The following is a 24956-nucleotide window of genomic DNA, read 5'->3' on the forward strand; positions in this document are numbered from 1 at the left end:
CCGCACGGGTATCATGTCCGGTGGGTGGGCCACAAGGATCCGCTCAAGGTTCTCTCACTGCCTTGAGCCGGATGAACTCCTTGTCGTTGCCGATGGGGATCAGCGAACGCGCTTTCATTTTCCGGATCAGGCCCGTGTCGCTCAACTCCGTTTCCTCCACGAATCCCGCGCCGTCGCGCCACGTGCTCAGATCAACCGACGTCTGAACCATGCCGGTCAGGCCGTTGCCCGTGACATGGTCGTAGGTGAGGGTGAGATAGGTCTGGCCCGAAATGAGTTCTGTCCCCCGGATGGCCGCTCCACCTTGGTCCGGGGACTTGGGGGCGTGGCCGGTCAGGAACTCCAGCAGGTTGACGATCCCGTCATGGTCGGGATCGGCGTTGTCGCCGGAGATGAGGGGATCAATCAGCTCGGAGGAGGTGAACCGGTTTTTCCGCCAATGATCGAAAGGCAGATCCTCGATCAGCAGCGACGCCTTGTTCGGCGTGGTGGTCGTGTATCCCGGACCTGTGGCGATGCCGATGGTGAAAGTCTCTTCTCCCTCCGGCAGTGCGTCGGCGGTGGGGATGAGATCGAGGGCAACGGAATCCGACCCCGCCGGGATCACCACCGTGGCCGGGATGCTGCCATAGTCCGCGCCATTCGCCGCGCTGCCGCCCAACGTGAGGTTGACCGTCAGTGCGGATGCGGTGGAGCCGCCGCGGGTGAGCGTGATCCGGGATGGCCGGGCCGCGGTTCCTCCCTTCGGTTCCGCCGCACGCTGGTTGTCCGCGCGCAACATGACCGCACCGGACGTGAGCTGGTTGATGGACCCCAGCGCCCGCAGGATGACCGGTGTGACGAAAAGCTGGTAGCCGTTGCTGTTGGGGTGGAGTCCATCGGATGCGTAGGTTTCGAACGAGGACGAACCTTGATCCAGCACCGCCTGCCATGCCGGCATGTGGTCGATCACCATCAGGCCGCGTTCCTTCCCGGCATCCCGGTAGTATTGCTGGCACAGCGCGAGGTTCGGCCGGACCGTTGCTCCGTCAGGACCTGTGGTCGTGTTGATGACCGGATTCATCACCTGCAGGATCACTTCCGCATAGGGGCGCTCTTTCCTGATGCGGTCGAGCATCCCGGCGAGGTTGTCGCGCGCGTCTGCCAGCGTGATGAGGCTGTGGTAGCTCGGCCGGGTCACCGCGTCGTTGACCGCGAACTCGATCATCACCGTGCCGGGAAGTTCCTCATCGAGCTGGTTGATTACCCTGCTGGTCAGGTTGTTCTTTCCCCAGAGGGAATTCTGGCTGCTGCCACCACTGTTGATGAGGGTGAGCAGCCCTGGGTAGGCCGCGTCCAGTCCGGTCTTCACCTGGCCGGGCCATGCACCGTTTTCGGTCAAACTGGTGCCATAGACGATGAGCTTCTGGGGAATCCCTGCGGAAAGGTTCTCGATGAGCTGGCTGCGGGTTCCGGGTGGACCGTCACGGATGGTGACGGTGCCGGTGGTTTCCGCCCCCAGGATATGGGTGGTCCCCGGCAACAGGGTGAGGGTCACCGTTTCATCCGGCTCCACCTCCCGGTCCGCCGCCGGTTTCACCTCGATGACCACCGTGTTGATGTCCGAGGGCAGGGTCACGTACGGCGGGATGTGGAAATCCCTGCCGTTCCTGGCGGTGCCTGTGATCTCCAGCGGGATGGTGACCTGGTGGGTGGAAGCATCCAGCCGGTTGATCCGGAACCGGCCGGTGAGCGGTGCCGCGGCCGTGGGCTCGGTGGCCACGGGATCAAGCACGGTGAGGGAAACCGTGACGGGATCCGGCTCCGGTGGCAGGGGGCCGGTGGGTGTCACCTCCGCCAGGGTGGTCGCGCAGCGCATCTCGTCGAACGACACATCCTGTCCGGGTGAGCCGGCATTGCCGATGCCGAACTGGATGCCTCCGCCGTTGGCCAGGTTGTAGGTAGTCGCCCCGCTGTAGGTCTGGGTGGCCCGGCCGATGAGCTGGCCCGCCTCCGTGCCGAAGGTGGTGACCGCGTCCCATTCGGCTTCGCCGAAGCCCCCGTCGGCATGGTTTTCGAACTGGGCCTCGTTCAGCACATAGGTGGTCGCCGTGCGGGTCCCGGTGCCGCCGACGTTGGTGAACTTTCCGATGACGAGGTAGGTGGGACCCACACTGAGGGACCCGGACCCGATGGTCGTCGGTGTCACGGTCGATCTGCCGTATTGGGTCGCAGTCAGGGAGCTGGCATGCCCGGAATCGGCAAGCGTGACGAAGAAGGAGTCCGCGGCACCGCTCGTGCTGGAGGCATTCATCCGCAAGGTGATGACCGAGTTCACCGTCTTGTCCATTTCCAGTCTCACCAGGTGGCTGGTGTAGAAGGTGGACCCGACGGGCAGCGTGGAGCCGATGTACCGGTAGCCCATGAAGGAGGCTGCGCCCGCCGTGTTCTTGTAACGGCCACGCCCACCCCGCACCTGGAGGCTTCCGAATGTCAGGCCGGTGGACTGGTAGATGTTTGACGTTCCTCCCTGACCGGCCGCGTTGGCTCCCGTGATGGCCGAGCCGACCCCCAGGCTGCCCGCGCTCCGGAGGGCCGGAATCACCCCGACCAGCGTCTGGCCTTCCGTCACCTGCCGGTAGTCGAATCCGTCATACGCAAAGAGCTTGGCGTGGGTATGCTGGAGGCCGCCGAGGGTACAGGCAGCCGCCATGATGAGGCATCGCGGGTTCATGGGATGGGTTTTTCCAGGCGGGAGGGGAAATGCCACCGCCGTAGATGGAGTCCGCGTTTAGCCGTTCCGCCGCCGCCTTGCAAGTTCCCGGAACCATCCATCCTCAGACAGGGAAGCGAATTGGCGGGAATCCACAGGCGTTTCTTGCCATGGGAAACGGGCGGGGTATGGTCGCGCTCACGCCTTCATGACTCCGTTTTTGAGGAAACTGCTGGGGATGAACTGGGTGCTCGTGCTGGTGATGTACGGGCTCCTCATCTTCGGCGTGTTCATGATCGAAAGCGCGGCCCGCCACCTCTCGGTCAGCCACGACATCCTGACGAAATACGGATCTCCGGGAGCCTACTACGCCACCATGCAGAAATGGTGGATCCTCGCCGGCAGTGTCGTCTACTTCGGCGCGGCCCTCATCGACTACAAATGGATCCGCTGGCTGGGGATTCCGTTCTACGTTGTCAGCATCACCCTGATGCTCATGGCCATGCAGCAGGATGACAACGTCCACCGGCTGGTCATCGGCGGATTCAGCTTCCAGCCCGCCCAGTTGGGGATTTCCTCCGGGATCGTGCTCATCGCCTGGCTGGTCCAGGACCTGCCGAAGGTCCATCGGTGGTTCGCGGCTCCGTTCGTCCGCATCGGCCTCATCGGGGTGCTGGCGGCCATTCCTTTCTTCATCGTGATGAAAATGGGCGACATGGGGTCGGCCCTGGTCTGGATTCCGGTCTCGATCGTCGCACTCCTCATCGGGGGTGCGCCTTTCCGGTACATGTCGTTCATGGCGCTGATCGGCGTTGGTTTGCTGCCGTTGCTCTACTTTGTCGCGCTGCCCTTGGTTTCCGAACGGGGGCCGGAACGGATCGACGTCTGGCTGCGGATGTTGAACGAAGAGGAGGTGGACCTGCTCGGCCCGGCTTACGCCCCGCACAATGTTTCCATGGCCGTTGGCAAGGCGGGCTGGAAAGGCGTCGGCTGGAACTCCACGGCTCCGACCTCCCTCCATGAGAAAGGCTTCATTCCGCGGGACACCGCGCACAACGACTACATCTTCGCGGTGATCGCGGAGGAACTCGGGTTCCGTGGCAGTCTCCTGCTCATCACCGCGTTCGCGTTGCTGCTCATCCAAGGGCTTTTCATCGCCTTCTACAGCCGGGATGTGGCCGGGCGGCTGCTGGCCTCGCTGGTGGTCGCGCTCTTTTTCGCCCACGTGTTCGAGAGCATCGGTATGTGCGTCCTCCTTATGCCCATCACGGGTATTCCTCTCCCGCTGGTCAGCTATTCCGGGACATTCGCGGTCATCTGCATGTTCCTGCTCGGTTTGGTCCAGAGTGTCTGGATCCACCGTCATGAACGCGGTTCCTCCGCCGCCGGATGAGAAAAGTTACACGGTTGTTTGACTTCCGGATGGAGTCGCCGGAGTTTGGCTCATGAATGCTGAACTGTTCGCCGCGGCTCCGACGAAGGGGGAGCAAGCCAAGCACCGGCTGTTGCTTGCGGCTCTGGAGAAGATTGGAGAGAAGGGGTATGATGGAGCCTCCGTGCGGGAAATCGCGGAAGCCGCAGGACAGAATGTGGCTGCCATCGCCTATTATTTCGGCAATAAGGAGAGCCTCTACGGCGAGGTCATCGAGGGGATCATCGCTTATCTGAACCGCACGTTCGGAGGATTGACGCAGGAAGCGAAGCGGCTGTTCGAAGGCGGTGGAATGACCGCGGCACAAGGGGCGGAGCTTCTGAAAAGGATGCTGAGGGCCTTTCTGACCGAGCATCTGGAAAGGAATGAAATCGGGAAGCTGCGGAACGTGATGATCCGGGAGCAGGCGTCCCCCACCGCCGCGTTCGGGCGGTTGTATTCCGGAGGCATGGAGCCGTTGCATGAGTTCTTCTCACGCACCCTGTCCGCCGCCTCCGGAGAAGATCCGGAGTCCCATCAGGCGATCATCCGTGCGCATGCCCTGTTCGGCCAGGTGCTGGGATTCACCGTTGCCCGCAGCACCATCCTGCGCCGTCTGGGGGTTCCCAAGTTGGAGAAGGAACATTCGGATCTGATCGCGCGGGTGATCGACGAGCACGTCGATTTCATCTGCGGCGGGCTGTGCGGGAAAGGCGGTGCATCCTGTGGCGGGGCGGGTCCGTCTCAATAGACCCCGGCATCGCGCAGGCCGCGGACCAGCAGTGCCTTGCCATCCGTTTCGATGACATTGCCGTGGCCGACGATGATGCGGTCGAAGTCCTTTGCCAGCAGTTCATCGATGGAGGCGCGGAAGGCGGCCTTGTCCTTGATGAACAGGCGGAAGATCCGGCTCATGCCGGGGTAGCGCCTGAACCCGGCGATGTGGCGGTGGAAGAAGCGGTCCCAACCCTTTTCCTCCGCGGGGAAATTGAAGATGAGGTCCGCCAGGATGAGCGTGCGTGACGGAATGTGGATCATCGCGTGCTCCTCCAGTTTCGGCGCGCCGCGGATGGGCACGACCTCGATCTCTCCCTCCCATTCCAGCGGACCCGGATAAAGCGGCTCAACCGGAAAGCCGACGATCCCACTGAAACCGGGAGGTCCCAGAAAGGGCACGTCCGGGAAGAGACGGCGGCCCTCGCCCGCGTAGGTGTCGTGGAGGAGCATGGACTCCACCAGCCAGCCCGGTTCCCCCAGCGACCGGATGCCTTCCAAGTCCGGAGCGGGGAACGGAGCCATCGAGTGGATGACCAGCTTTCCGCTGGAGAGGCGGATGACGGTGACGTTCCTCCCGTGGTGGGTGCCCAGGACAGACAGCGGATAGCCCTTGATCCAGACATCGTTGGCGAGGCGTTTCATCAGCCTGACATATCATGGAAAGGGGCGGACGGCGATGATTGGTTGTTTTCATTTTCCGGGGACCGGCGATGTTGGGCTGGCTTGAAACTCCCGCATGCACTGGCGATGACCCTGGTGGACGGACTGGCTCCGTCGGTCACCCGTTGGGCGGAGGACCAGCAGCGGAGGATTCTGAGGGATGGTACCGCGCTGGACGCACGGAGTTCTGAGTTCGCCAGATTCCTGGGAATCCCGCATCCGGAGCGGATCCGCGTATTGCGGATGGAGCACATACCCTTGCCGGTGCCCTCCTTTCTGGTGGATCTGGCGGCAAGGTGCGGCATGCCGGTTTTCGCTCCGGGCGGGATGGCGCTGGGGAGGGGGATCTATCTGCTGCCGGGACAAGAGGCCTCCCTGAGGCATGAGCTGGTCCATGTCGCCCAATACGAACGGCTGGGTGGCATCCAGGCGTTCATGCGGGCCTATCTGCTGCAATGTCTCACGGTGGGATACGCGGAGGCGGATCTGGAGGAGGAAGCCAGGGAGCGGTCAACGGGATGAGATTTTACTTTGCATGGCAAAGCAAAAGCGATAGGAAATGGAGGAACGACCAACCGGACCATCCCATGAAAGCGCTTTCCCTCGTGCCATGCCTGCTGCTGTTGTCGCAACTGCCATCCGCGGCGGATGATCCGACGGCGGACCAAGTCAGGCTGGTGAAGCTGGAATTGGAACTGGGTCTGCGAAGGGCGGGAGGATTGAGTGAAAAACACCCCACCATCCGGCGGATCGAGTCCGGCATCCGGATGATCGAGAAGCGTGCCCCACAGGTGAGGAACGAGGGATACCGGAAGCTCCTGAAGCGGAACCAATCCGAGCTGGAGGGCGAGCGGATCCGCCTGATCGACGGTGGCTACGGGGACAGACATCCGCAGCGGCTGGAGATCGACAGGCAGCTCGCGGAAGCGAACCGGCGGCTGGCGGATCTCAAGGTGAGATAAGGTGGCTTTTCTGCCCGTTCATGCCGGCCATACCAGTTTCCGGCTGGTGGCGGTGGATTCCTCCACCCGGAATCCGTGGCGGAGATAGAAAGCGAGGGCGCGTTCATTGGTGAGAAACACGCTCAGGCGGAGGCTGGTTCCGAGTTTCCGCGCTTCGTCCTTGAGAATCCCCATTACCTCACCGCCGATCCCGCATCCCTGGGACCCCGGTAGCAATGCCAGGTTCAGGACGTAGATATGGTCCGGATGCCGTTCCGTCTGCAGGTAGCCTGCGAGGCCGGTTGCGTCATGGATCGCGAGCGTTTCGACACGCTCCCATTCCTCATCGAAGTTGGCGCGTTGCCACGCATCATCCCAGCCCCAGACCTGAGTGATCTGTTCCTTGAACAGAAGCTCGTGGATTGAGAACAGCGCGGTCTTGTCGGTGGCCGCGGGCTTTTCCAGGCGGAACCGGGCCATGGCAGGGTAAGGTTCAGGGAGGATCCTCTTCCGGGGCCTTCGGCAGCTTGTCCACCTCCTCGAGGAGGTTGACGATCTCAACACCGCGGATGGCGGATGCATCATGGCGGAAGGACAGCACGGGCGTGGTCTTGAGCACCACCCGTTTCATGACCTTCTTCTGGATGTCGCCGTGCTGCTTGTTGAGCTTCTCCATCACGGGCTGTGAGGAACCGCCCAGAACGCTGATCCAGACCTTCGCTTCCTTCAGATCCTGCGTGACCTCCACCTCGGCGACGGTCACGAGCTTGCCGTTCCACTCGTAATCCTTCTGCAGGATGGAGCCGATCTCACGGCGGAGCAGTTCGTTGACTCGGTCAAGGCGGCGGGACATGGAAGAAGTCTGAAGTTGGGAGTTGATCGTTGATAGTCTGACGACGACGGGCCGATGGAGCGTGGTGGATCTCTTCCACCATCAACCATCGACCATTCACTATCAACTGTTACAGCGTTTGCGGGATCTTCTCGAGCTTGTAGCACTCGATGACGTCGCCTTCCTGGTACTCGTTGAACTCGCCGAGGCGGATACCGCACTCGTAGCCGTTCTTAACCTCCTCGACCTCGTCCTGGAACCGGCGGAGGGTGGACATGCGGCCGTCGAAGACGGGGACCCCGCCACGGATGACCCGGGCGTGCGCCTTGCGGTGGATCCGTCCGTCGGTGACGTAGGAACCGGCGGCGCGGTTGCGGCCGACCTTGAAGACCTGGCGGACTTCGGCGTGGCCGATGACGGTTTCGCGGCTGAGCGGCTCCAGCAGACCGAGCATGGCCTCGCGGACCTGGTCGATGAGTTCGTAGACGATCGAGTAGAGCTTGATCTCAACACCGGCGGCCTTCGCCGCTTTCACGGCCTTGGCCTCCACCTTCACGTTGAAGCCCAGGATGACCGCTTCCGCGGACTCCGCATAGGCAACGTCGGACTCGGTGATGGGGCCTGCGGCGGCGGTGATGAAAGTACACTCCACCTTCTTCGATTCGATGGTGAGGATGGCTTTCCGGATGGCTTCGACGGAGCCTTGGACGTCGCACTTGAGGATGATCTTGAGCTGGGCCTTGCCGCCGCCATCCCGGACCATGGAGTAGAGATCCTCCATGCGGTTGCGGTGTTGGGGCTTCAGGCGGGCGAGCCGCTGCACTTCCTGACGCTCGGTGGCGAGGGATTTCGCCTCCCGCTCGTTCTTCATCTCGGAAATGTGGTCGCCGACGTTCGGCAGTTCCTCGAAGCCGATGACCTCGACCGGCGTGCCCGGAGGCGCGGCCTTGATCGCCTGACCGCGGTCATTGATCAGCGAGCGCACCTTGCCGGAGTATGGACCGCAGATGAAAGGGGTGCCGACCTTGAGCGTGCCGGACTCCACGATGACGGTGGCGGTGGTGCCACGGCCGGGCACGACTCGGGCCTCGATGACGCCAGCGCGGGCGATCGATTTCGGGTTCGCCTTGAGCTCCAGAACTTCGGACTGGAGGATCATGAGGTCCAGCAGGTCGTCCATGCCTTTGCCGGTGAGGGCGGAAACCTCGGCGAATTCGGTGTCGCCACCGTAGTCCGTGGTCTGCAGGCCGTTCTCAGCGAGCTGCGTTTTCACGCGCTCCACGTTGGCGGAAGGAAGGTCGATCTTGTTGATCGCGACGATGATGGTCTTGTTCGCCTTCTTCGCGTGTTTGATGGCCTCCACCGTCTGCGGCATGATGCCATCATTGGCGGCCACCACGATGATCACGATGTCCGTGATGTCCGCGCCGCGGGCGCGCATGTCGGAGAAAATGGCGTGGCCCGGCGTGTCCAGGAAGGTCAGCAACTGGCCGTTGTGCTCCACCTGATAGGCACCGATGTGCTGGGTGATGCCGCCGGCTTCCCCCGCGACGATGCGGGTCTTCCGCAGGTAATCGAGCAGGGAGGTCTTCCCGTGGTCAACGTGGCCCATGATCGTGATGATCGGCGGGCGGGTCTTGAGCAGCTCCTCCGGCTGGGAAACCGGTGCTTCCGGCTCCTTGATGACTTCCTCCACCTTGTGGAAGCCCTTGTCCTTGTCCCGCTTCTCACGCTCGAAGTGGAAGCCGTGGGCTTCGCAGACCTTCGCGGCGATTTCGGGTTCCAGTGGCTGGGTCGGCGCGATGAAGACGCCGAGCTTGATCAGGTCCGCCATGATCTGGAACGGCTTCAGCCCCAGGCGGGCGGCCAGTTCCGGAACCATGATCGGTGGCTTGATGATGATGAGCTTGGGATCGTCCGATGCCGGTTCCGTGGCAACCGCTGCTTCCACGGCAGGAGCGGCGACCGGTTCAGGAGCCGCTGCGACGGGTTCAGGCGCTGGAGCGGGCGCTTCCTCTTCCAGCAACTTGGAGATGGTTGGCAGGACCGACTTTCCGGCCTTTGCGGCCTTCTTGACCTTGGGCTTCTTGTCGTCCGCGAAAAGATCGAGCGCGTTCTTCTTCGCGGCCTCCACCTTGCTCACCTGAGGTGGCGGCGGTTCCGCCTCCTTGCGCTGCCTTTCGCGGCGCGAAGGTTTCTTGGTGCCGTCGAGGAGATCGAGGACCTTTGGTTTCTCAGGGGTGCTGTCGCTATTTTGGGGCATCCGGCGGTTCTATACGAGTGGAGTCGGTAATCTGTTCAGCGGGGAAATTCATCAGCCAACGAGGGCGCGGGCACGGACGAGGATTGCTTCCGCCTCATCATCGGAAATCTGGAGCGCACCCGCGATGTAGTCGGCGGGCATGTCCACGATCAGTTCAGGATTGAAGCCACCGGCGAAGGTGAGCTTCTCGGCCAGTTCATCGGTGATGCCGAGCTGTTCACCCAGAGTGTGGGCAGCGCCACCGATTTTTTCTTTGAACTGCTCTTCCTTCGACTCGTCGCGGCGGACCTGGACGTCCCAGCCCATCAGGCGGGAGGAAAGGCGGGCGTTCTGCCCCTTGCGGCCGATGGCCTTGCTGAGGTCCGCCTCATCGACGGTCACGTGGACGATCTTCGCGTCCGCGTCCACGGTGATGGACCGGAGTTCGGCGGGCTTCAGCGCCTCGCGCACGAATTCCTTCGGATCCTCCGACCAGCGGATGATGTCCACCTTCTCGTTGTTCAGCTCACGGACGATGTTCTTCACGCGCGCGCCGCGCATGCCGACGCAGGCACCGACGGGATCCACCTTCGGGTCGTTGCTCCAGACCGCCACCTTCGTGCGGAAACCTGCCTCGCGGGCGATGCCGCGGATCTCCACGGTGCGGTCGGAAATTTCATTCACCTCCGCCTCGAACAGGCGGCGGACGAAGTTCGGGTGGCTGCGGGAAAGGATGATCTCCGGGCCGCGGCCCTCATTCTCAACGGCCAGCACGTAGGCACGGATGCGGTCGCCGATGTTGTAGTCCTCGCCCTGCACCCGCTCGCGGTTCGGCATGATGCCCTCGAACTTGCCCAGGTCCACCATCACGTCGTTGCGCTCGAAGCGGCGGACGGTGCCGGAGACGATGTCGCCCGCGCGGTCCTTGAACTCCTCGTAGATCATCTCTTTCTCCGCCTGGCGGAGGCGCTGCATCATCGTCTGCTTCGCGGTCTGCACGGCGATGCGGCCGAAGTCCTTCGGCGTGACGTTGAACTCCATCACGTCACCTGGCTGTGCGCCCGCGTTGCGCTTCTGGGCGACGGCCAGAGGGACGTCGTTGAACTTGTCGGCGGCTTCCCCGTCGGCTACGACATTGAGGGATGCGAAAATCTTCGTCTCGCCCTTCTTCGTGTCCACATCCGCCCGCAGCGTCTCAATGGCTTCCGCTCCGGGGACCATCTTCCGGTAGGCGGAAATGAAAGCGAACTCGAGCGCGGCGACAACCTTGGCGCGGTCGATGCCTTTTTCCTTTTCGTAATATTCGATGAGGGCGACGATGTCGTTGGTCATGGCTTGCTGGGTCTGGATCGACGCGGATGATGTGTAGAGACGCAAAAGAGTGGGTGCGAGACCCACTCCTACTTGCGTCAGAAGTTGTGCGGCCACCCTTCTAATATGGGCAAATCCAGCTTGCAAGCCGAAAGTCCGGCTCCGTCAAGGGCCTACCGTTGGAATCACCCCGCTGGGGGCGCCGGTCCCCAGGCCGGCATCATCACCCGTGGCTGCTGCGTCCCGCAGCAGTCTTCCTCTTCTCCGCCCGCCGCACACTCCGGCTTGCGGACGACCCTCTCCCAACGCATCCCTCTTCCATGCCACGGACGGAACTCCTCCTTTTTGATGCCGCCGGAACGCTCATCGAGCCTGCCGAGCCGGTCGCCGCCGTGTATCGCCGCCATTTCTCCCGGTTCGGCTGGGAGGTGGAGGAGGAGACCCTGAAAGCTGGGTTCCGGAAAGCCTTCTCCGGCATCGGGGAACCACGCTTCGGCCGCGGCCCGGGCGATGACGCGGAGCGCGACTGGTGGCGGGAAGTCGTGGCCGTCACCGCGGAGACCGCCGGGATCGACCGCCGCGCGCCGGGCTTCGGCGAATGCTTCGCCGCCCTTTTTGACCACTACGCCGCGGGCAGCGCATGGGCCGTGTTTCCGGAGGTGGTGGAGGTGCTCGCGGATTTCAGGAAGCAGGGCTTCAAAATGGCGGTCGTCTCCAACTTCGACCGGCGGCTCCACCGGGTGCTGGACGAGCTTGGCCTGGCCGGCTCCTTCGATCTCGTCCTCACCTCCGCCGATGTCTCCGCCCGCAAGCCATCGCCCGTCCTCCTGCAAACGGCCATGAACCACTTCTCCGTTCCCTCGTCGCACACCATCCTGGTCGGTGACAGTCCTGATGCGGACGGAGGTGCCGCCGCAGCAGCCGGAGTGCGGGCCTTCATCCTCGACCGACCCACCACCGACCTCCGCGGCTTCGCCGGAATGGTCGGCGAACTTTTTTGAGAAATGAGCTTGCGCACTCCCGGGGTGGTCCCTATTTCTCCCGCCCCGCCCGCCGGGAAACACATAACGCAAGGGTAGCTCAGTCGGTAGAGCAGTTGGCTTTTAACCAATTGGTCCTGGGTTCGAATCCCAGCCCTTGTACCAAATGAAGGCTCAGTCGCGAAAGTGACTGAGCCTTTGCAGTTTGTGAGTATCGAAAGATGCTGATTAGCAGCATTTCATGAGCCCGTGGTAACCAGGTGCAACCATTCAGTAGCGTCTAACAGTGTTTTTTCCACCTAGCGCAATCCATTGAGGATCGTTCCAAAAAAGGAACCGAATGCGATCTTTTCGGTCCTGGACAGATTTGTCCACAGCACGTCATTACGGTTCATGGAATCAGGAGAATTCAGCTTCTTCCAGCCGCTGCTTCAGCCAATGCAATTTGAGCTAATACCCAAACTCCCGTAGCATCGAGCGAAACTGCTTGAAATCGAACGCGACAGCACTTTTCGGGCTCGGTCAGCCTAGTTCACGATGCACCGGGGGGATCAGGCACGACGCTGGACGACCCGGATTTCGGGTCCCAGATCCGTTGAGCCGCTGGAACCAACGAAGCGATTCGCCGGCTGACGATGTGATCCAGGACGGCATCAAGAATCCCGGCGGCTTATCCTTTCATCCGTGAACGAACTGCCTGACGGCTCATGACACGTGTCTCGGACTGACTCAACGAACATGCGATGCGGTTGGATGAAACATTAGCCTCGGGGAATTGGCATCGACATTGCCCGGAGTTGGGGGCTTTCATTTCTCATGCTTCCATCCGTTTGCCGTGACGAAAACGCCGAATTCGTTATCGATCAGCTCAGTCGCGTGCAATGGATTTCAGGCTACACCTTTAAAGAGGGCCAAGGCTACGAGTTGCAATGGCTGCCTCTGGGTTGCCACAGAATGATACTTCTCCAGATTGCCCTCAGCGGGGACAGATCCGCATCCGGAGAATTGGGCGATTCGACTGGCGATGCGCAGACTAGCGAAGCCATCCGGGACTTTTGGAACGCCTGTACCATGCAGCTTGCGCTTCGCGGAAGAAAGAGGGCGTTACCCGTGTTTGTGAATATCATCAAAAAGTGGACTCCCCGCGGTTAGCTGGGAGGACTTCTCGAGCGGTGAATTCCGCGTCCTCATCGGGTTCTATCTCTTCACCTTGGCTGTTTGCCCAGACCTGGGTGAATTCGGCCCCGAACAACAAAATGATCGATGAGTAATAGACCCATAGGAGGACAAGCGCCAGGGAGCCGGCGGCGCCGTAGGTGGACGCGGTGGCCTCACGTCCCAGATACCATCCAATGCCCGCCTTGCCTGCGGCGAACAGCACTGCGGTGAAGATCGCCCCGACCCACACGTGTCGCCAGCGGACGCGGGCGTCGGGAAGAACTTTGAAAATGGCGGCGAACAGAATCACGATCACTCCTAAGGAAACAACCGAGCTTGCAGCCGCCCAGAGCTGGGGAGGCAGGCTGGCGATGTTACCCGCCCATTCGCTCATGGATTGAAGAATCGCGCTGAGGATCATGGAAGTGAGCAGCAGGAACCCGGTTCCGAGAACCATGGTGAAAGAAAGGAACCGGTCCTTTGCAAGCCCGGCGATTCCGCGGCCCGCTTTCCGCTTCACGCCCCAAACCGTGTTGAGGGCGTCCTGGAGCTGACCGAACAGTCCACCCGCTCCAACAACCAGCATCACGATCCCGCCCAGTGAAACCCAGACATTGGTCTCGGGTTTCCGGGCGTTGGCCACCATGTCCTGGACCGCATAAGCACCACTGGCTCCCAGGCTGCTTCGCAGTTGGTCGTCGAGTTGCCCCCGGACTGCTTCCTCTCCGAAGAAAAAGCCCGCGACGGCAACACAGATAACCAACAGAGGTGCCAGGGAAAACACCGAGTAATAGGCCAGAGCCGCGCTGAGCCGGAGAGCGTCGTCTTCAAAGAATTCGGTGACAGTCTGCTTGAGCGTTGTCCAATGGAATTGCATCCGTTAGAATATAACAGGAGAGTTCCGGTTTCCAGATCGATTCATCCACCGGGGCCGCTCGGGGAAACCGCATCCAGGGCGGAAACAAAATAGGACTCCTCAACGACAAACTGGAGGGAGAGACAGCCATCGGTCCGGGCGGCACGAAGGCCTCCATGACAGTATTCGCAGTTCTGGGCATCTTCATCGTCCCACGCTCTTTCCAACAGTTCGCGGGCGATCCGCTTCAATTCGTCGGGTGCCGGAACGCCTCCTTCCTGATGAGGGCGGGTGTTGATGTTCCATCCTGCCGCGACCGCCGCTGCGATCACCTTGGCGAAGTCAAATTGGGCCATCGTCGTCTCGATGGCCCTTGAACGGAGTTCTTGGGAATCGGGATTCATGGCGCAACCGTGCACCATGATTTTCCCGTTTTCAACGGTGGCGTTCTGCTGCGTTGAGGTCAAAATGTGCTATGCTTGTGTTACCATGAGGTCACTGGCCCCGAAGCATCTTCTTCTCGCAGGAATAGCCCTGGCCGTGCCGGCACTCGCGGACCTTCTCGCGCGGAAAGCGGCCGGCCGGGGTTATCTTGCGTGGACGGGAGAGAGTCCACCACGCAACCCCGCTACAAGAACTGTCTCTTGGTCCCAGGCGATCCTATGGACCGCAATCGCTGGCGCGATCGGAGGCGTGGCCCGGATGGCATCGCGCAAGGTGTTGGCGGAAAGAGGCCTTCCGGCGGAGAAATGAGGCTCGCCAGTGGAATCCATCATTCGCAGCAAACAAGCCGGGTGTGGCGACATGGCCCCACACCAGGCATTTCCCTCGGGATACGGTCAACCCCAGGGTGCGGCTGCCGGGGCAGGGCCACAACCGCCAATTTGCATCTCTTCCTTCGGAAGTTGATGAATTCTGCACGAAACCGTTGCCTTGGAACTGCGGACCGGCTGAATCAGGTTAATCAGGGAAAAGCGGCTCTGGCGGAATCTGGGTGGGAAAGGCGTTTTTGAGCATCTCCGATTGCAGATCGCGCAGAATGGATGCCGCCGAATCGCGTTCGGCCAAGAATTCCTGAAGCATCACGGTGTCGTCCGAAAAGCCCAGTTGTTCGGCGACTCGCGCCACGATTTCGTAATAGGTGATCTCGAACTGTTCGATCCGCAGCATCTGGATCAACGAAATAAGATCGGATTGATCAGGATCGGCGTTCCCAGGAAATTCGTTGTCCGATCCATCAATGATCAGTTTGAATGCTTTGGAGATTCCCTCCTCCGGAATGGCGTCGTGGAGAGAGAACAAACCATCAAGGCGGACCAGATGTGCGGAAGATTCGGCTCCATGCTTCCCGATGAGATGGCGGAGGCCCGGATGATTCACCCTGGCAGCGAAAGTGGGAAGCCAGTGGACAAGTTGTATCTGAACCTGCCGGAGATCGGTGAGCAATTCGGTCAGGAGACTAAGCGCGGATTCGGCCTTCATGGGTGAAAAGGGCATTCGCAAATCATGTGCCATCTCATTCCGGTGGGGTCCGCTTTGCTTCCCGGGGGGATTGGAGCGGGGATGAACTTGGGGCATCGCTCCCTGCAGTCCGCCGATGCACCCGTCATTGATGCCCTTGCCGGCTATCGTGGTTCACTCCCGGCGGGACATCCGCATTGGTTTCACAACCAACTTGCCGATGTTCCCAAACGGGCGAAATTTTCTGATGGAAGCAAGTCAAGGTAGCCGGGGAGAACCTGTGCTCCGCCCGGCTGACGGTGTGGAGGGGGCGGATGTGGCCGCTGGTGCTGCGGTGGCCCAGCGGCGGCATCATCCGGTTCTGAAAACCTTGGGCCACTTTGGGGAGATAGGGGACCAAGGTCCTCTCTACCTCATCGGGACCTCCGTTCTGGTGGCAGGGGTTTTCCGAAAGGACAGCAGATGTTTCGCCGGAGGCCTTGCTGTATTGGCGGCGGTTGCAACAGCCGATCTGATCAAGAGCACGGTGAAGAACAATGTGACCCGCAGCCGTCCTAACCATTCGGTCGAGCAGGAAGAATACCGGTTTGAAACCGGAGGATCTCCCAGAAAGGAGGAACAATCGTTTCCGTCTGGTCACACGGCCTGCACCGTCGCGGCAAGTGAGGCGGCCATCTCATTCTATCCCGGAATGTCGAAGTATTTGCGGCCGCTGGCGGTCATCATGACAGCCAGCCGGCTGGCGAAGGGGCATCACTGGCCGTTGGATCTATTCGCCGGAGTTGTGATCGGAAAATTGTCCCAGAAGGTGGCCTGCCACCTCCTGTATGCTATTGTGAGGATTCTCTCGCGGCCGTTCTGTTGATCTGATCGGTTGGCCATCAATCTGATGGGGGAAGGGGCCACATTGGGAGAGGACGCCCGGGCTGAGCACCAGGATTGGCGGGATCCCAAGGGCACCAAGAGTCCACCATTGCGGGTGGCAGGTTGGCGGCTGTGGGCAGGAAGCATGTTTGGTTGATAGTTCCTGAGTTCCGTTTATCAGATGGGATGCGGGATTTGTTTATAAAAGGAATGGCCGGCGCTGCTCCACGTGGGGGTTTGCACGGTTGTTTCCTATCTGGCCCTGGTTCTGTTCATCCGGATCTCGGGCAAGAGAACAATGGCGAAGCTCAATGCGTTTGATTTCGTGGTGGCGGTGACGTTGGGGTCGACACTTTTGTGAAAAAGGGGAGATTGCGCGGGCTGTCGTCGCTCGACGATCTGGAAGAACCCGGATACAGAGGACAATGAACTTCCATGAGGACTGTCGCCCACGGGTGCCGGTTGAGTCAGTTCCCATACACGCTTGAACGAACCACGTTCAGACCAATCCCAGGATATGGCACTCTGCTCACCTGTCCATCATTGAGGGTGGATGCGAATGATGATTGCGATTTGCGATCCGCGGATTGCAATGAAAAGGACCACCCGTTCCTCGCTCCGCATTTTTAGTTCTGTTTGAACAACGATGGCGGGCGGAAGCCCGGTGATTCATGGATTCGCGCCGTTGGCATCTGGATTGCGATGGCCTCTCCCGGATTCGATCCACCAACAATCAACCAACCACCAACACGATGTCCAAATTGAATACCCTCGGAGAGCTTCTCATCCACAACGTGAAGGATCTCTACAGCGCGGAAACCCAGCTCGTGAAAGCGCTGCCGAAAATGGCGAAAGCCGCGACCGACCCGGATCTCAAAAAGGGATTCGAAGACCACCTGGAAGAAACCAAAGTCCATGTCACCCGTCTTGAACAGGTCGCCGGGTTGCTGGGTGCCAGCCCGCGTGGAGTGAGCTGCAAAGCGATGAAAGGACTGGTGGAGGAAGGGGAGGAGTCCATCAAGGAGGAGGCGGAGGAACACATCAAGGATCTCTCTCTCATCGCGGCCGCCCAGAAGGTGGAACACTATGAGATCTCCGGCTATGGATCGGCCCGCGCCCTCGCCGAAGTGATCGGAAACAAGGAGGTGGCGAAATTGCTCAAGACGACGGAAGATGAGGAAGGCGCGACGGACAAGAAGCTGACCAAGGCGGCTGAAAAGATCATGGCCTCCGCACCTGTCGAAGCTTGATGGATTCGTGAGCTGGGGTGGGGATGCCCGATTCCTGCCCCGCCCGCGGTGTTCACATCAGAATAATCCTCTCATGGAACATTCACTCAATGGATCCCGAATCCTCGTGACCGGGGCCGGTTCCGGCATCGGAAGAGCCGCCGTGGAATTGCTGGCCAAGGAAGGGGCCGATGTCGCCTTGCTCGGGCGGACGGAAAATGAGCTCACGAACGTATTCGATTCGATCCGCGGAGGTGGAGGAGATCACCTTCTCATCACGGCGGATATTTCGGTGGAGGAGGATATGCGCCGCGCCGCCGGAATGATCGGTGAGCGATGGGGATGCTTGAGTGGTGTGGTTGCCAATGCCGGCATCAACGGAGTGTGGGCCCCACTCGCGGAGATCGGACTGGAGGAGTGGAACAAGACACTCGCCATCAATTTGGGAGGGACATTCCTTACGGTCCGGGAGACTTTACCCCTCCTGAGAAAAGGCGGCGGAGGATCCGTGGTGGTGGTTGCCTCCATCAACGGAACGCGCATCTTCAGCAATTCCGGAGCTACGGCTTATGCATGTTCGAAGGCCGCGCAGGTCGCATTTTCCCGGATGTTGGCTCTGGAGTGCGCCAAGGATCGGATCCGGTTCAATACGGTCTGCCCCGGGGCGATTGAAACAAACATCGACGACTCCACGGAGCGGCGGGATCTGGATGGCCTGCATCTGTCAGTTGAGTTCCCATATGGGGATGTACCCCTTACCGGCGGAGCTCCCGGCACTGCGGATCAGGTTGCCCGGGCGATCTGGTTTCTCCTGTCCGGAGCATCGGATCATATTTCAGGAACGGAGATCTATGTCGATGGAGTCCAGTCGCTCCTCCAAGGCTGACCCATTCTTCCCATGGCTGCTTTCATCCATTCCCCTACAGACCTGTTCTTCGATCAGATGAAGGACCTGCGCAGCATGACATCCCAGCTCAGCGGCCATTTGCCGGCTTTGGTGGCGGCCACCACGGATGATGGGCTGCGGGCACTGCTTGGGGACTACTCGCAGGGTGTGGTGCTCCATCATGAGGAAATCATGGATCTCTTCCGTCGTCATGACAGGGAGCCGGGGAGCGACAAGTGCAAGGCAATCGCCGGACTCATCGAAGGTGGGAATGCGCATATTGCTTCGGTGGCGGACCCTGGCACCCGGGACCTCATGATCATCGCCCATGTCCTGAGGGTCTTCGCATATGGGGATGCCGCTTGCGAAATCACCTCGCGTCTCGCCGGGCAGTTGGGTCTCGCCGGGGATGCCGGGGTCCTCCTCGGCATGCAACAGGCCGCCCAACGTGCTGCTGAGGATCTGCTCGCCCTGCAGCCTCCCGTTTTCCAAACCGCATCCGGCCCGTCATGAACAGGTTCTTCAGAAACAACGGTCTGTCACTCGTGCTTGGGATGCTGTTTTTGGTGTTCTCAGCGGGCCAGGCGTCAAGTGGCTGGAAAGTCCATAACGAGGATGCGGCGCTCCACCAACAACCGCCCGTCGATTTTCCCGCCTACCTGCGGTCGGGACATTTCCGGCAGGCCACGGGGGAGAGTTGGGAAAGTGAGTTCCTCCAGATGGGGGCCTATGTGATGCTCAGTATTTTCTTCCGGCAGGAAGGTTCTCCGGAAAGCAAGGAAGTGACGGCTCCGAACTCTGAAACAGGCTGATTTCGCGGCTGGTTATCAAATCAACATCCATGGACAAGGAACTGACACGCTACGTGAATGACCACTTCGCCGGCTCTTCCGGGGCGCTGCTGCTGGTCGGGGAAATCGCACGGAATCATGACGATCCGGATGCCCGCCGGTTCTTCACGGAGCTGAAAGGAAAGATCGAGGAGGATCGCTCCACGCTCGGAGCATTGCTGAAAAGGATCGAGGAGGAGCCCAGCGCCTTGATGAAGGCGGCGGGTGGCATCGCGGCGCGGGTGGGGGGCCTGAAACTGATGTGGGAGAAAGTGGAGCCGGGCAAGCTGGGAATGTTCGAGGCGCTGGAGATGCTCGCGCTCGGAATTCAGGGCAAGCGGCTGCTGTGGATCATCATGCGCGAGATCCAGCCATGGTTCCCGGAGTGGAAGGATCTCAACTTCCAGGATCTGGAGTTGGAGGCGATCCGCCAGCGGGATGAGGTCGAGGAGTGGCGCGTGAGGGCGGGGAAGGCCAGCATGGTCTCCGGGGAACGGGTAGCGGAAAGGGACGGTGTGAGGGCTGGAGCAACGCATCCACGACCATGAGTCCCTCTGAAAAACTGGAGTTGGAGACCTTGGCGGGATCCGACGTGGAGTTCCGGTCGGACACGATGTACTTCCTGGTGCTGGATCGCTTCGAATGTGGGACTCCTGAAAAGGCGCGGGAGAAGGAGGATGAAATGTATGACGGTTCCCACCAGGACTGGCGCAAGTATTGGGGCGGTGATCTCCAGGGGCTGATCGACCGTATCCCTTACTTGCGTTCCTTCGGGATCTCCGCGGTTTGGACGACCCCGTTATTCGAGCAGATCCGTTCCATGACCCGGGGTGGGGAGCCGCACGCTCCGATCCATGGGTATTGGACGAGCGATTTCAAGCGGATCAACCCGCGTTGGATGAACGATCCGTCCGAAAAGCGTCTCTTCACCCGTGACGACACCACCTTTGACCGTCTTCTGGCGGAACTGCACGGGCAGGACATGAAGTACGTACTGGATATCGTCTGCAACCACAGCTCGCCGGACACGGAGGACGGCAAGGGTAAATTGTACGATGATGGTGAATTGGTGGCGGATTTCGACAACGACACGGATCATTGGTACCATCATTACGGACCGACGCTGGACTGGACCGATGAATGGCAGGTGCAGAACGGGGAACTTGCCGGCCTCGCCACGTTCAACGAGAACAACATACTTTACCGCAACTACATCAAGGATGCCATCCGCCAGTGGATCGGAAAAGGGGTGGACGCGCTCCGGATTGATACGGTGAAGCACATGCCGATCTGGTTCTGGCAGGAATTCACGGCGGACGTGGCGACCGCCAACCGCAACCTGTTCCGATTCGGCGAGTGGATCTACAGCCATCCGGAGAACGATGCTTCGGTGGATTTCGCGAACCGTTCAGGGATGAGCATCCTCGATTTCGGCCTTTGCATGGCAATCCGGGAGTGTCTCAGTGGTCAGGACCCTTCGGGCTTCCATGCGCTCCAGAGGATCTTCGATCTTGACGGGAAATACCATGAAGCAACCGAACTGGTGACGTTTTTCGAAAACCACGACATGCCCCGGCTCCAATCGCTCGGAGTGGGCGATGAAGGGATGAACCTCGCACTCGTGCTGCTCCTCACGACCCGGGGCATTCCTTGCCTGTATTATGGTTGTGAGCAATACCTCCACAACGACACGGCGGGCGGTGATGATCCCTACAATCGTCCGATGATGGAAAAGTGGGGGGAAACGGAAGCAACGCGTCTTATCGGGATTCTCGCGGGCGAAAGATCGCGCAACCGGGCGGTCCAGTGGGGTGGACAGTGGCCGAAGTGGGTGGATGAAGAGACCTATGTCTTCGTGAGAAGGTACCGCGATTCGCGATGTCTGGTCATGCTCAACAAGGGTCCGCAACGCACGCTGACGATCGAGAATGTCGAATTTCCCGACGGGGATCACGAATGCATCCTGACGGGGAATCCGGTCGAGGTGAAAGACGACAGAATCGTGATCGATCTCCGTCCTTGGCAATGCGTGGTGCTTGTCCGCCGGGGGGAGGATGTCAGCGCCACGACGGTAGCGGTGATCCAGTTGAACAATGCACCGACAGAGCCGGGGGACCAGCTTGCGATCATCGGAGACTGTCCGGAACTTGGAGGGTGGAATCTGGAAAAGGCCTACTACATGGAATGCGTGAATGCCAACACGTGGTTCGCCGAACTGCCGTTGAACGAATCAGTCAGCAAGGCCATCGCCTACAAATTCGTGATCTTCCGCGCACAGGGTGATCGTCCGCCGGAACGCGAGATCCGCACCGCGCGACGCCGTCTTGTGAACCCGGAGGGTTGCGTGAAATGGCGTGACCGATGGGAAGCTTGAAGAAGAGGGGTTGGGGTGTGGAGATGACAGCCCCCAGCGATGATGCCGCTGACTGGCCGGTGATCGCATTCCAGCGATCATAGGGGCATTTCCGGCTCCGGCCCCCATCCGGAGGCCAGCTTGGAAGAGGATCTTGATCAGCGGGCACCGCGGCCATGTTGATCGATGAGAGTCCTGGCAACCGCGATCCGTTTTCCGTAGAGAGGGTCGTTCGCCAGGTCATCGAGGCTCCAAGGCAGACGGTGCGACCATGCGCCCTCGCCATAGCTTCCTGGAAGATTGAACCGCAAGGGGATACCCAGCAGGTCGGAACACATCAGCACCGCCAGCCGCGAAGAGGTTTGGAACAATCCCGAATGGAATTTGGCGAGCAATTCATCATTGAGGTCGGCGGGAGCGCTTCCCTCCCAGCCGATGAAGGAAAGCAGTCTCTGGAGTTCGAGAGCATCCGGATTGTCCGCATCGCCCCCCGCGTGTTTGGCGAGCTGCGGATAAAGTTGGGCGAGTGGAGCGTTGTCGTGGTTGGCGTAGCTGACCAGGGAGAGTTCCCTGAACCGGTCGGGGGGGATGATGACCTTGCCGCCGGGATCGACCAGCAACTGCGGGAAGGCGAGGTTGGCCAGTTTCCGGTCTTCCAGCGTGCGGGCCATGTATGCGGGCATCTCCCCCATGATCTCAGCGACCAGGTCCATGTCGCCCGAAGCGTCCACCATCCGTGAAATCAGTTCATTGCCCTGGAGGTCGTTCATCCCGGCGGTGATTTCATCGTCGTCCGGACCCGGGACGAACCGGGGCAGAAGCCCTCCCGTCCTCTCGGCAGCCTGGATCTCGTCCAGCGCCGAGAATTCCACGTGGCGCTCCCCGCCAGCCCAGGGGAACATGTAGGCCCTGAAGTAACCCCTCAGATGATCGATTCGGCATCCATGGAAGAAACGCCTCATCCATCGGAAGCGGTCTTCGAACCACTGGAAGGAGGATGAACGATGGTTTTCCCAGCGGTAAGGAGGAAAGCCCCAATTCTGTCCCCAGCGCTCCGCGTCCTTGCTGGTGTCGAAATGAGCGAGCGGGCGCGTGCCCATGCTCCACTCCGTATCGAAGAGCGTGGGTTCCGCCCATACATCGCAACTGTCAGGAGCCATGCCAAACGGCAGATCCCCCACAAGGCGGACTCCCTTGGCGTCGCAGTGGTCTTTCACCGACCTCCATTGGCGGTCGGCCACCCATTGGATGAATGCGAACTCATCCCGGCGCGTTGACAGGCTTTCGTGATCCGGTTGCATCTGCAGCCAGTGAAGCGCTGTCGGGTATGTCCGGTGTTCCGGCCGCCAGTCCTTCCACCGCGTATCCCCGTGATACCTTCCGACCAGAATGCGATACAAGGTGTAGGGTGAAAGCCAGGCGGCCTCCGCTTCTTTGAAGACTGCGAAAGAACGGCGCAGATCGCCATCACCCTCCCTGATGAATCGCCGGTAGGCGGCAACGAGAATTTCGTTCTTCAGCGGCTGGACGACATGATAACTCACGTCGCCGGCCCGTAGCTCTTCCCGCCACACCGGAGGGCAGAGGTGATCCACCGTTTCACGATCAAGACCCGGCACCGCTTCCGGAACAAGGGATAGGAGTGATGGTGAGAGTGCGTGGGAACTGACCGGGCTGTAGGGGCTGGGATCCCCGATGGTTTCAAAGATCGGAAGAAGCTGGAGGACGGTGAAGCCATGGTCCGCGCAGAAATCGACCGCGTTCTTCACGGCAAGCGTATCGCCGATGCCGAAATCATCAGGATGCCTGAGGGCATAAGCGGGGACGAGCAGGCCGGCACGCCGGCGGTCGAATATGGAAGTGTTCATAGGGAGTCGTGGTCGGGCAATCCTGCCGTCCGTCTTCCGCAGGGACCATGCCAAGAGGTGTGTCAACGGATCGACGCCGAAGAACAGACACGGGCCTTCAGCAGGCCCTGCATGTGTTCGAGGGAACGCTTCCGTTTCGCTTCGGACTCCGCGGCAACGCAATCGGAAGGGACTATCAGCGAGAAATCCCGCATGTAGGCGTCATTCGCCGTGTAGAGGACACAGATGTCCGCGGCAAATCCCGTGAGGATCAAAGTGTCAACCGCGAGGTGGGAAAGCAGGACATCCAGTGAAGTGGAGTAAAATCCCGAGTGCTTGGGCTTCAGCACGAAATAGTCATCCGGCCCGGGAAGAAGAAGCGCCGCCACCTCCCGGCCTTTCGAATCTTCCGCCAGGCATCGCTGGATCTGCGCGTTGAAGTCGCACTGCCAATGTCCGAAATTATCATTCACATAAATGACCGGCACACCCTTGGAAGCCACCTTCTTCCGCAGTGCGGCGATGCGGTGTGCAGCGGGTAGGGCTTGCCGGAGAAGGGCGGAAGCTTCTGGAAATGCCATGTCGTTGATGACATCGATGAGCAACAGTGCGGTGTTTTTCCAGGTCATCGGCATGCTATGGCGGAGCTGGCAGACCATCGCACAAGGCCGGACACTCTCAAGGAATCCTCAGGGTTATCCTTGAAATGCAAAATGCGGTGCCAGTCCACTGATTCGCAATTCGGCGCATGGCCGGCGGGATGATGGAATGTTTGTCACCCAAGCATTTCACCAACTGGCATGCCGGAAGCAAGGGAGGGGGCACCCATGAAATCCAGAATCATTTTCATCCACGGCATGTTCCTCACGGTAAAATCCTGGTCCGATTGGATGGGGTATTTCCAATCGGCGGGCTACGATGTGGAAGCCATCGCCTGGCCCTTGCATGACGCCGAGCCGGCCCAACTGCGGGCAAATCCTCCGGCGGGGCTGGGGAAACTGACGCTTAAGGACCTTCATGGATACTACGGCGATGTTTTCCGGCAGGAGGCTGAACCGCCCATTGTCATCGGTCATTCCCTCGGGGGACTGCTCGCCCAAAAGCTTCTCGCTGACAATCTGGTCTCCGCTGCCATCGGGATCTGTTCCGTTGCCCCCAACCGGATGCTGGCCTTTGATTGGGGATTCCTACGCAACAGCGCCTCCATCACCAATCCGTTCGCAGGTGACGATCCTTATGAGATGACACCGGAGGGGTTCCATCAGAATTTCGCGAACACGCTTTCCGAAGCCGAAAGCAATGCCGCGTTCGAAGCATACGCGGTCCATGAGAGCCGCCAAGTGCTCCGGGACATCATGGGCGACGAAGGTCAGATCGATCTCAAGGCACCGCATGCGCCGCTTCTCCTGATTGGCGCGGAAAAGGACGAGATCATTCCGGCCTCATTGGTGCGGCGGAACGCGCATGCCTACGAGGATGAGCGCTCACACCATGAGTATGCCGAATTCACCGGCCGCGATCACTTCATCTGTGGCGCGCCCGGCTGGGAGGAAGTCGCCGCGAAGATCGAAAACTGGCTGGCGGGCCATCTTTCCGCCCTCCGCTCCTAACCAAACAACCATCATT

The 24956-nt window shown here is 60.4% G+C and carries 25 protein-coding genes and 1 tRNA gene; 15 read left to right on the forward strand and 11 right to left on the reverse strand.

Annotated elements, in window-relative coordinates; all coding sequences use genetic code 11:
* Nucleotides 1–43: 43 nt before the first annotated feature.
* Complete coding sequence (locus KF712_21680) at nt 44–2713, reverse strand: hypothetical protein (protein ID MBX3743612.1); 2670 nt, start codon at nt 2711–2713, stop codon at nt 44–46.
* 217 nt (nt 2714–2930) lie between these two features.
* Between KF712_21680 and KF712_21685 the strand changes: the two genes are divergently transcribed.
* Nucleotides 2931–4085, forward strand: coding sequence for an FtsW/RodA/SpoVE family cell cycle protein (locus KF712_21685; GenBank protein MBX3743613.1), 1155 nt, complete (start codon nt 2931–2933; stop codon nt 4083–4085).
* Between the two features lie 52 nt (nt 4086–4137).
* On the forward strand, nt 4138–4854 hold the full coding sequence (cecR, locus tag KF712_21690; protein ID MBX3743614.1) for a transcriptional regulator CecR: 717 nt from the start codon (nt 4138–4140) through the stop codon (nt 4852–4854).
* Here the strand turns inward: cecR and KF712_21695 are convergent.
* Nucleotides 4848–5522, reverse strand: coding sequence for a hypothetical protein (locus KF712_21695; protein MBX3743615.1), 675 nt, complete (start codon nt 5520–5522; stop codon nt 4848–4850). The genes cecR and KF712_21695 overlap by 7 nt on opposite strands.
* Before the next feature lie 81 nt (nt 5523–5603).
* Here KF712_21695 and KF712_21700 point away from each other — a divergent pair, with 81 nt between their 5' ends.
* Together KF712_21700 and KF712_21705 are read left to right on the forward strand one after the other, a co-directional pair.
* Nucleotides 5604–6062 carry a hypothetical protein gene (locus KF712_21700; GenBank protein ID MBX3743616.1) on the forward strand — a complete coding sequence of 153 codons (459 nt, stop codon included), beginning with the start codon at nt 5604–5606 and terminating at the stop codon, nt 6060–6062.
* 65 nt (nt 6063–6127) lie between these two features.
* Nucleotides 6128–6502: a hypothetical protein gene (locus KF712_21705; GenBank protein ID MBX3743617.1), complete on the forward strand. Its 375-nt coding sequence runs from the start codon at nt 6128–6130 to the stop codon at nt 6500–6502.
* Between the two features lie 18 nt (nt 6503–6520).
* On the opposite strand, the gene KF712_21710 is transcribed toward KF712_21705, so the two are convergent.
* The 4 genes from KF712_21710 to nusA all read right to left on the reverse strand — a co-directional run bounded on the left by KF712_21710 (nt 6521) and on the right by nusA (nt 10887).
* Complete coding sequence (locus tag KF712_21710; GenBank protein ID MBX3743618.1) at nt 6521–6961, reverse strand: GNAT family N-acetyltransferase; 441 nt, start codon at nt 6959–6961, stop codon at nt 6521–6523.
* A gap of 13 nt (nt 6962–6974) precedes the next feature.
* Nucleotides 6975–7334 carry a 30S ribosome-binding factor RbfA gene (gene rbfA / locus KF712_21715; protein ID MBX3743619.1) on the reverse strand — a complete coding sequence of 120 codons (360 nt, stop codon included), beginning with the start codon at nt 7332–7334 and terminating at the stop codon, nt 6975–6977.
* Nucleotides 7335–7443: 109 nt separating this feature from the next.
* Entirely contained in the window at nt 7444–9576 is a 2133-nt protein-coding gene (gene infB / locus KF712_21720; GenBank protein MBX3743620.1) for a translation initiation factor IF-2, read from the reverse strand.
* A 51-nt stretch (nt 9577–9627) separates the two neighbouring features.
* Entirely contained in the window at nt 9628–10887 is a 1260-nt protein-coding gene (gene nusA, locus KF712_21725) for a transcription termination/antitermination protein NusA (GenBank protein MBX3743621.1), read from the reverse strand.
* 299 nt (nt 10888–11186) lie between these two features.
* On the opposite strand from nusA, the gene KF712_21730 reads away from it, so the two are divergent.
* The gene (locus KF712_21730; protein MBX3743622.1) at nt 11187–11867 is read left to right on the forward strand and encodes an HAD-IIIA family hydrolase; all 681 of its coding nucleotides are present in this window, start codon (nt 11187–11189) and stop codon (nt 11865–11867) included.
* Between the two features lie 68 nt (nt 11868–11935).
* Nucleotides 11936–12011: transfer RNA gene (locus KF712_21735), tRNA-Lys, on the forward strand.
* A 961-nt stretch (nt 12012–12972) separates the two neighbouring features.
* On the opposite strand, the gene KF712_21740 is transcribed toward KF712_21735, so the two are convergent.
* Both KF712_21740 and KF712_21745 read right to left on the reverse strand, forming a co-directional pair.
* Complete coding sequence (locus tag KF712_21740; GenBank protein ID MBX3743623.1) at nt 12973–13881, reverse strand: YihY/virulence factor BrkB family protein; 909 nt, start codon at nt 13879–13881, stop codon at nt 12973–12975.
* Nucleotides 13882–13922: 41 nt separating this feature from the next.
* Nucleotides 13923–14264: a hypothetical protein gene (locus KF712_21745; protein MBX3743624.1), complete on the reverse strand. Its 342-nt coding sequence runs from the start codon at nt 14262–14264 to the stop codon at nt 13923–13925.
* A 16-nt stretch (nt 14265–14280) separates the two neighbouring features.
* Between KF712_21745 and KF712_21750 the strand changes: the two genes are divergently transcribed.
* A complete protein-coding gene (locus tag KF712_21750; protein MBX3743625.1) occupies nt 14281–14613 on the forward strand; it encodes a DUF4235 domain-containing protein in 333 nt (110 codons plus the stop codon).
* A gap of 207 nt (nt 14614–14820) precedes the next feature.
* Here the strand turns inward: KF712_21750 and KF712_21755 are convergent, their stop codons facing one another.
* Nucleotides 14821–15342, reverse strand: a complete 522-nt coding sequence (locus tag KF712_21755; GenBank protein MBX3743626.1) for a DUF892 family protein — start codon at nt 15340–15342, stop codon at nt 14821–14823.
* Between the two features lie 115 nt (nt 15343–15457).
* On the opposite strand from KF712_21755, the gene KF712_21760 reads away from it, so the two are divergent.
* From KF712_21760 to KF712_21790, 7 genes are all read left to right on the forward strand, one after another.
* Nucleotides 15458–16186 (forward strand): phosphatase PAP2 family protein, encoded by a 729-nt coding sequence (locus KF712_21760; GenBank protein MBX3743627.1) that lies wholly within the window; start codon nt 15458–15460, stop codon nt 16184–16186.
* A gap of 751 nt (nt 16187–16937) precedes the next feature.
* Nucleotides 16938–17435 (forward strand): ferritin-like domain-containing protein, encoded by a 498-nt coding sequence (locus KF712_21765; GenBank protein MBX3743628.1) that lies wholly within the window; start codon nt 16938–16940, stop codon nt 17433–17435.
* Nucleotides 17436–17508: 73 nt separating this feature from the next.
* Entirely contained in the window at nt 17509–18300 is a 792-nt protein-coding gene (locus tag KF712_21770; protein ID MBX3743629.1) for an SDR family oxidoreductase, read from the forward strand.
* Nucleotides 18301–18312: 12 nt separating this feature from the next.
* On the forward strand, nt 18313–18813 hold the full coding sequence (locus KF712_21775; GenBank protein MBX3743630.1) for a DUF892 family protein: 501 nt from the start codon (nt 18313–18315) through the stop codon (nt 18811–18813).
* On the forward strand, nt 18810–19112 hold the full coding sequence (locus tag KF712_21780; GenBank protein ID MBX3743631.1) for a hypothetical protein: 303 nt from the start codon (nt 18810–18812) through the stop codon (nt 19110–19112). Before KF712_21775 ends, KF712_21780 begins: the two co-directional genes overlap by 4 nt.
* Nucleotides 19113–19141: 29 nt before the next feature.
* Nucleotides 19142–19678, forward strand: a complete 537-nt coding sequence (locus tag KF712_21785) for a hypothetical protein (protein ID MBX3743632.1) — start codon at nt 19142–19144, stop codon at nt 19676–19678.
* Complete coding sequence (locus KF712_21790; GenBank protein ID MBX3743633.1) at nt 19675–21504, forward strand: hypothetical protein; 1830 nt, start codon at nt 19675–19677, stop codon at nt 21502–21504. Before KF712_21785 ends, KF712_21790 begins: the two co-directional genes overlap by 4 nt.
* Before the next feature lie 137 nt (nt 21505–21641).
* Here the strand turns inward: KF712_21790 and KF712_21795 are convergent, their stop codons facing one another.
* Nucleotides 21642–23351, reverse strand: a complete 1710-nt coding sequence (locus KF712_21795) for a 4-alpha-glucanotransferase (GenBank protein ID MBX3743634.1) — start codon at nt 23349–23351, stop codon at nt 21642–21644.
* Between the two features lie 62 nt (nt 23352–23413).
* Entirely contained in the window at nt 23414–23959 is a 546-nt protein-coding gene (locus tag KF712_21800) for a cysteine hydrolase (GenBank protein MBX3743635.1), read from the reverse strand.
* Between the two features lie 198 nt (nt 23960–24157).
* Here KF712_21800 and KF712_21805 point away from each other — a divergent pair, with 198 nt between their 5' ends.
* Entirely contained in the window at nt 24158–24940 is a 783-nt protein-coding gene (locus KF712_21805) for an alpha/beta hydrolase (protein ID MBX3743636.1), read from the forward strand.
* The last annotated feature ends 16 nt before the right edge of the window (nt 24941–24956 follow it).

Source organism: Akkermansiaceae bacterium (genome assembly GCA_019634595.1).
Classification (GTDB): Bacteria; Verrucomicrobiota; Verrucomicrobiia; order Verrucomicrobiales; family Akkermansiaceae; genus Luteolibacter.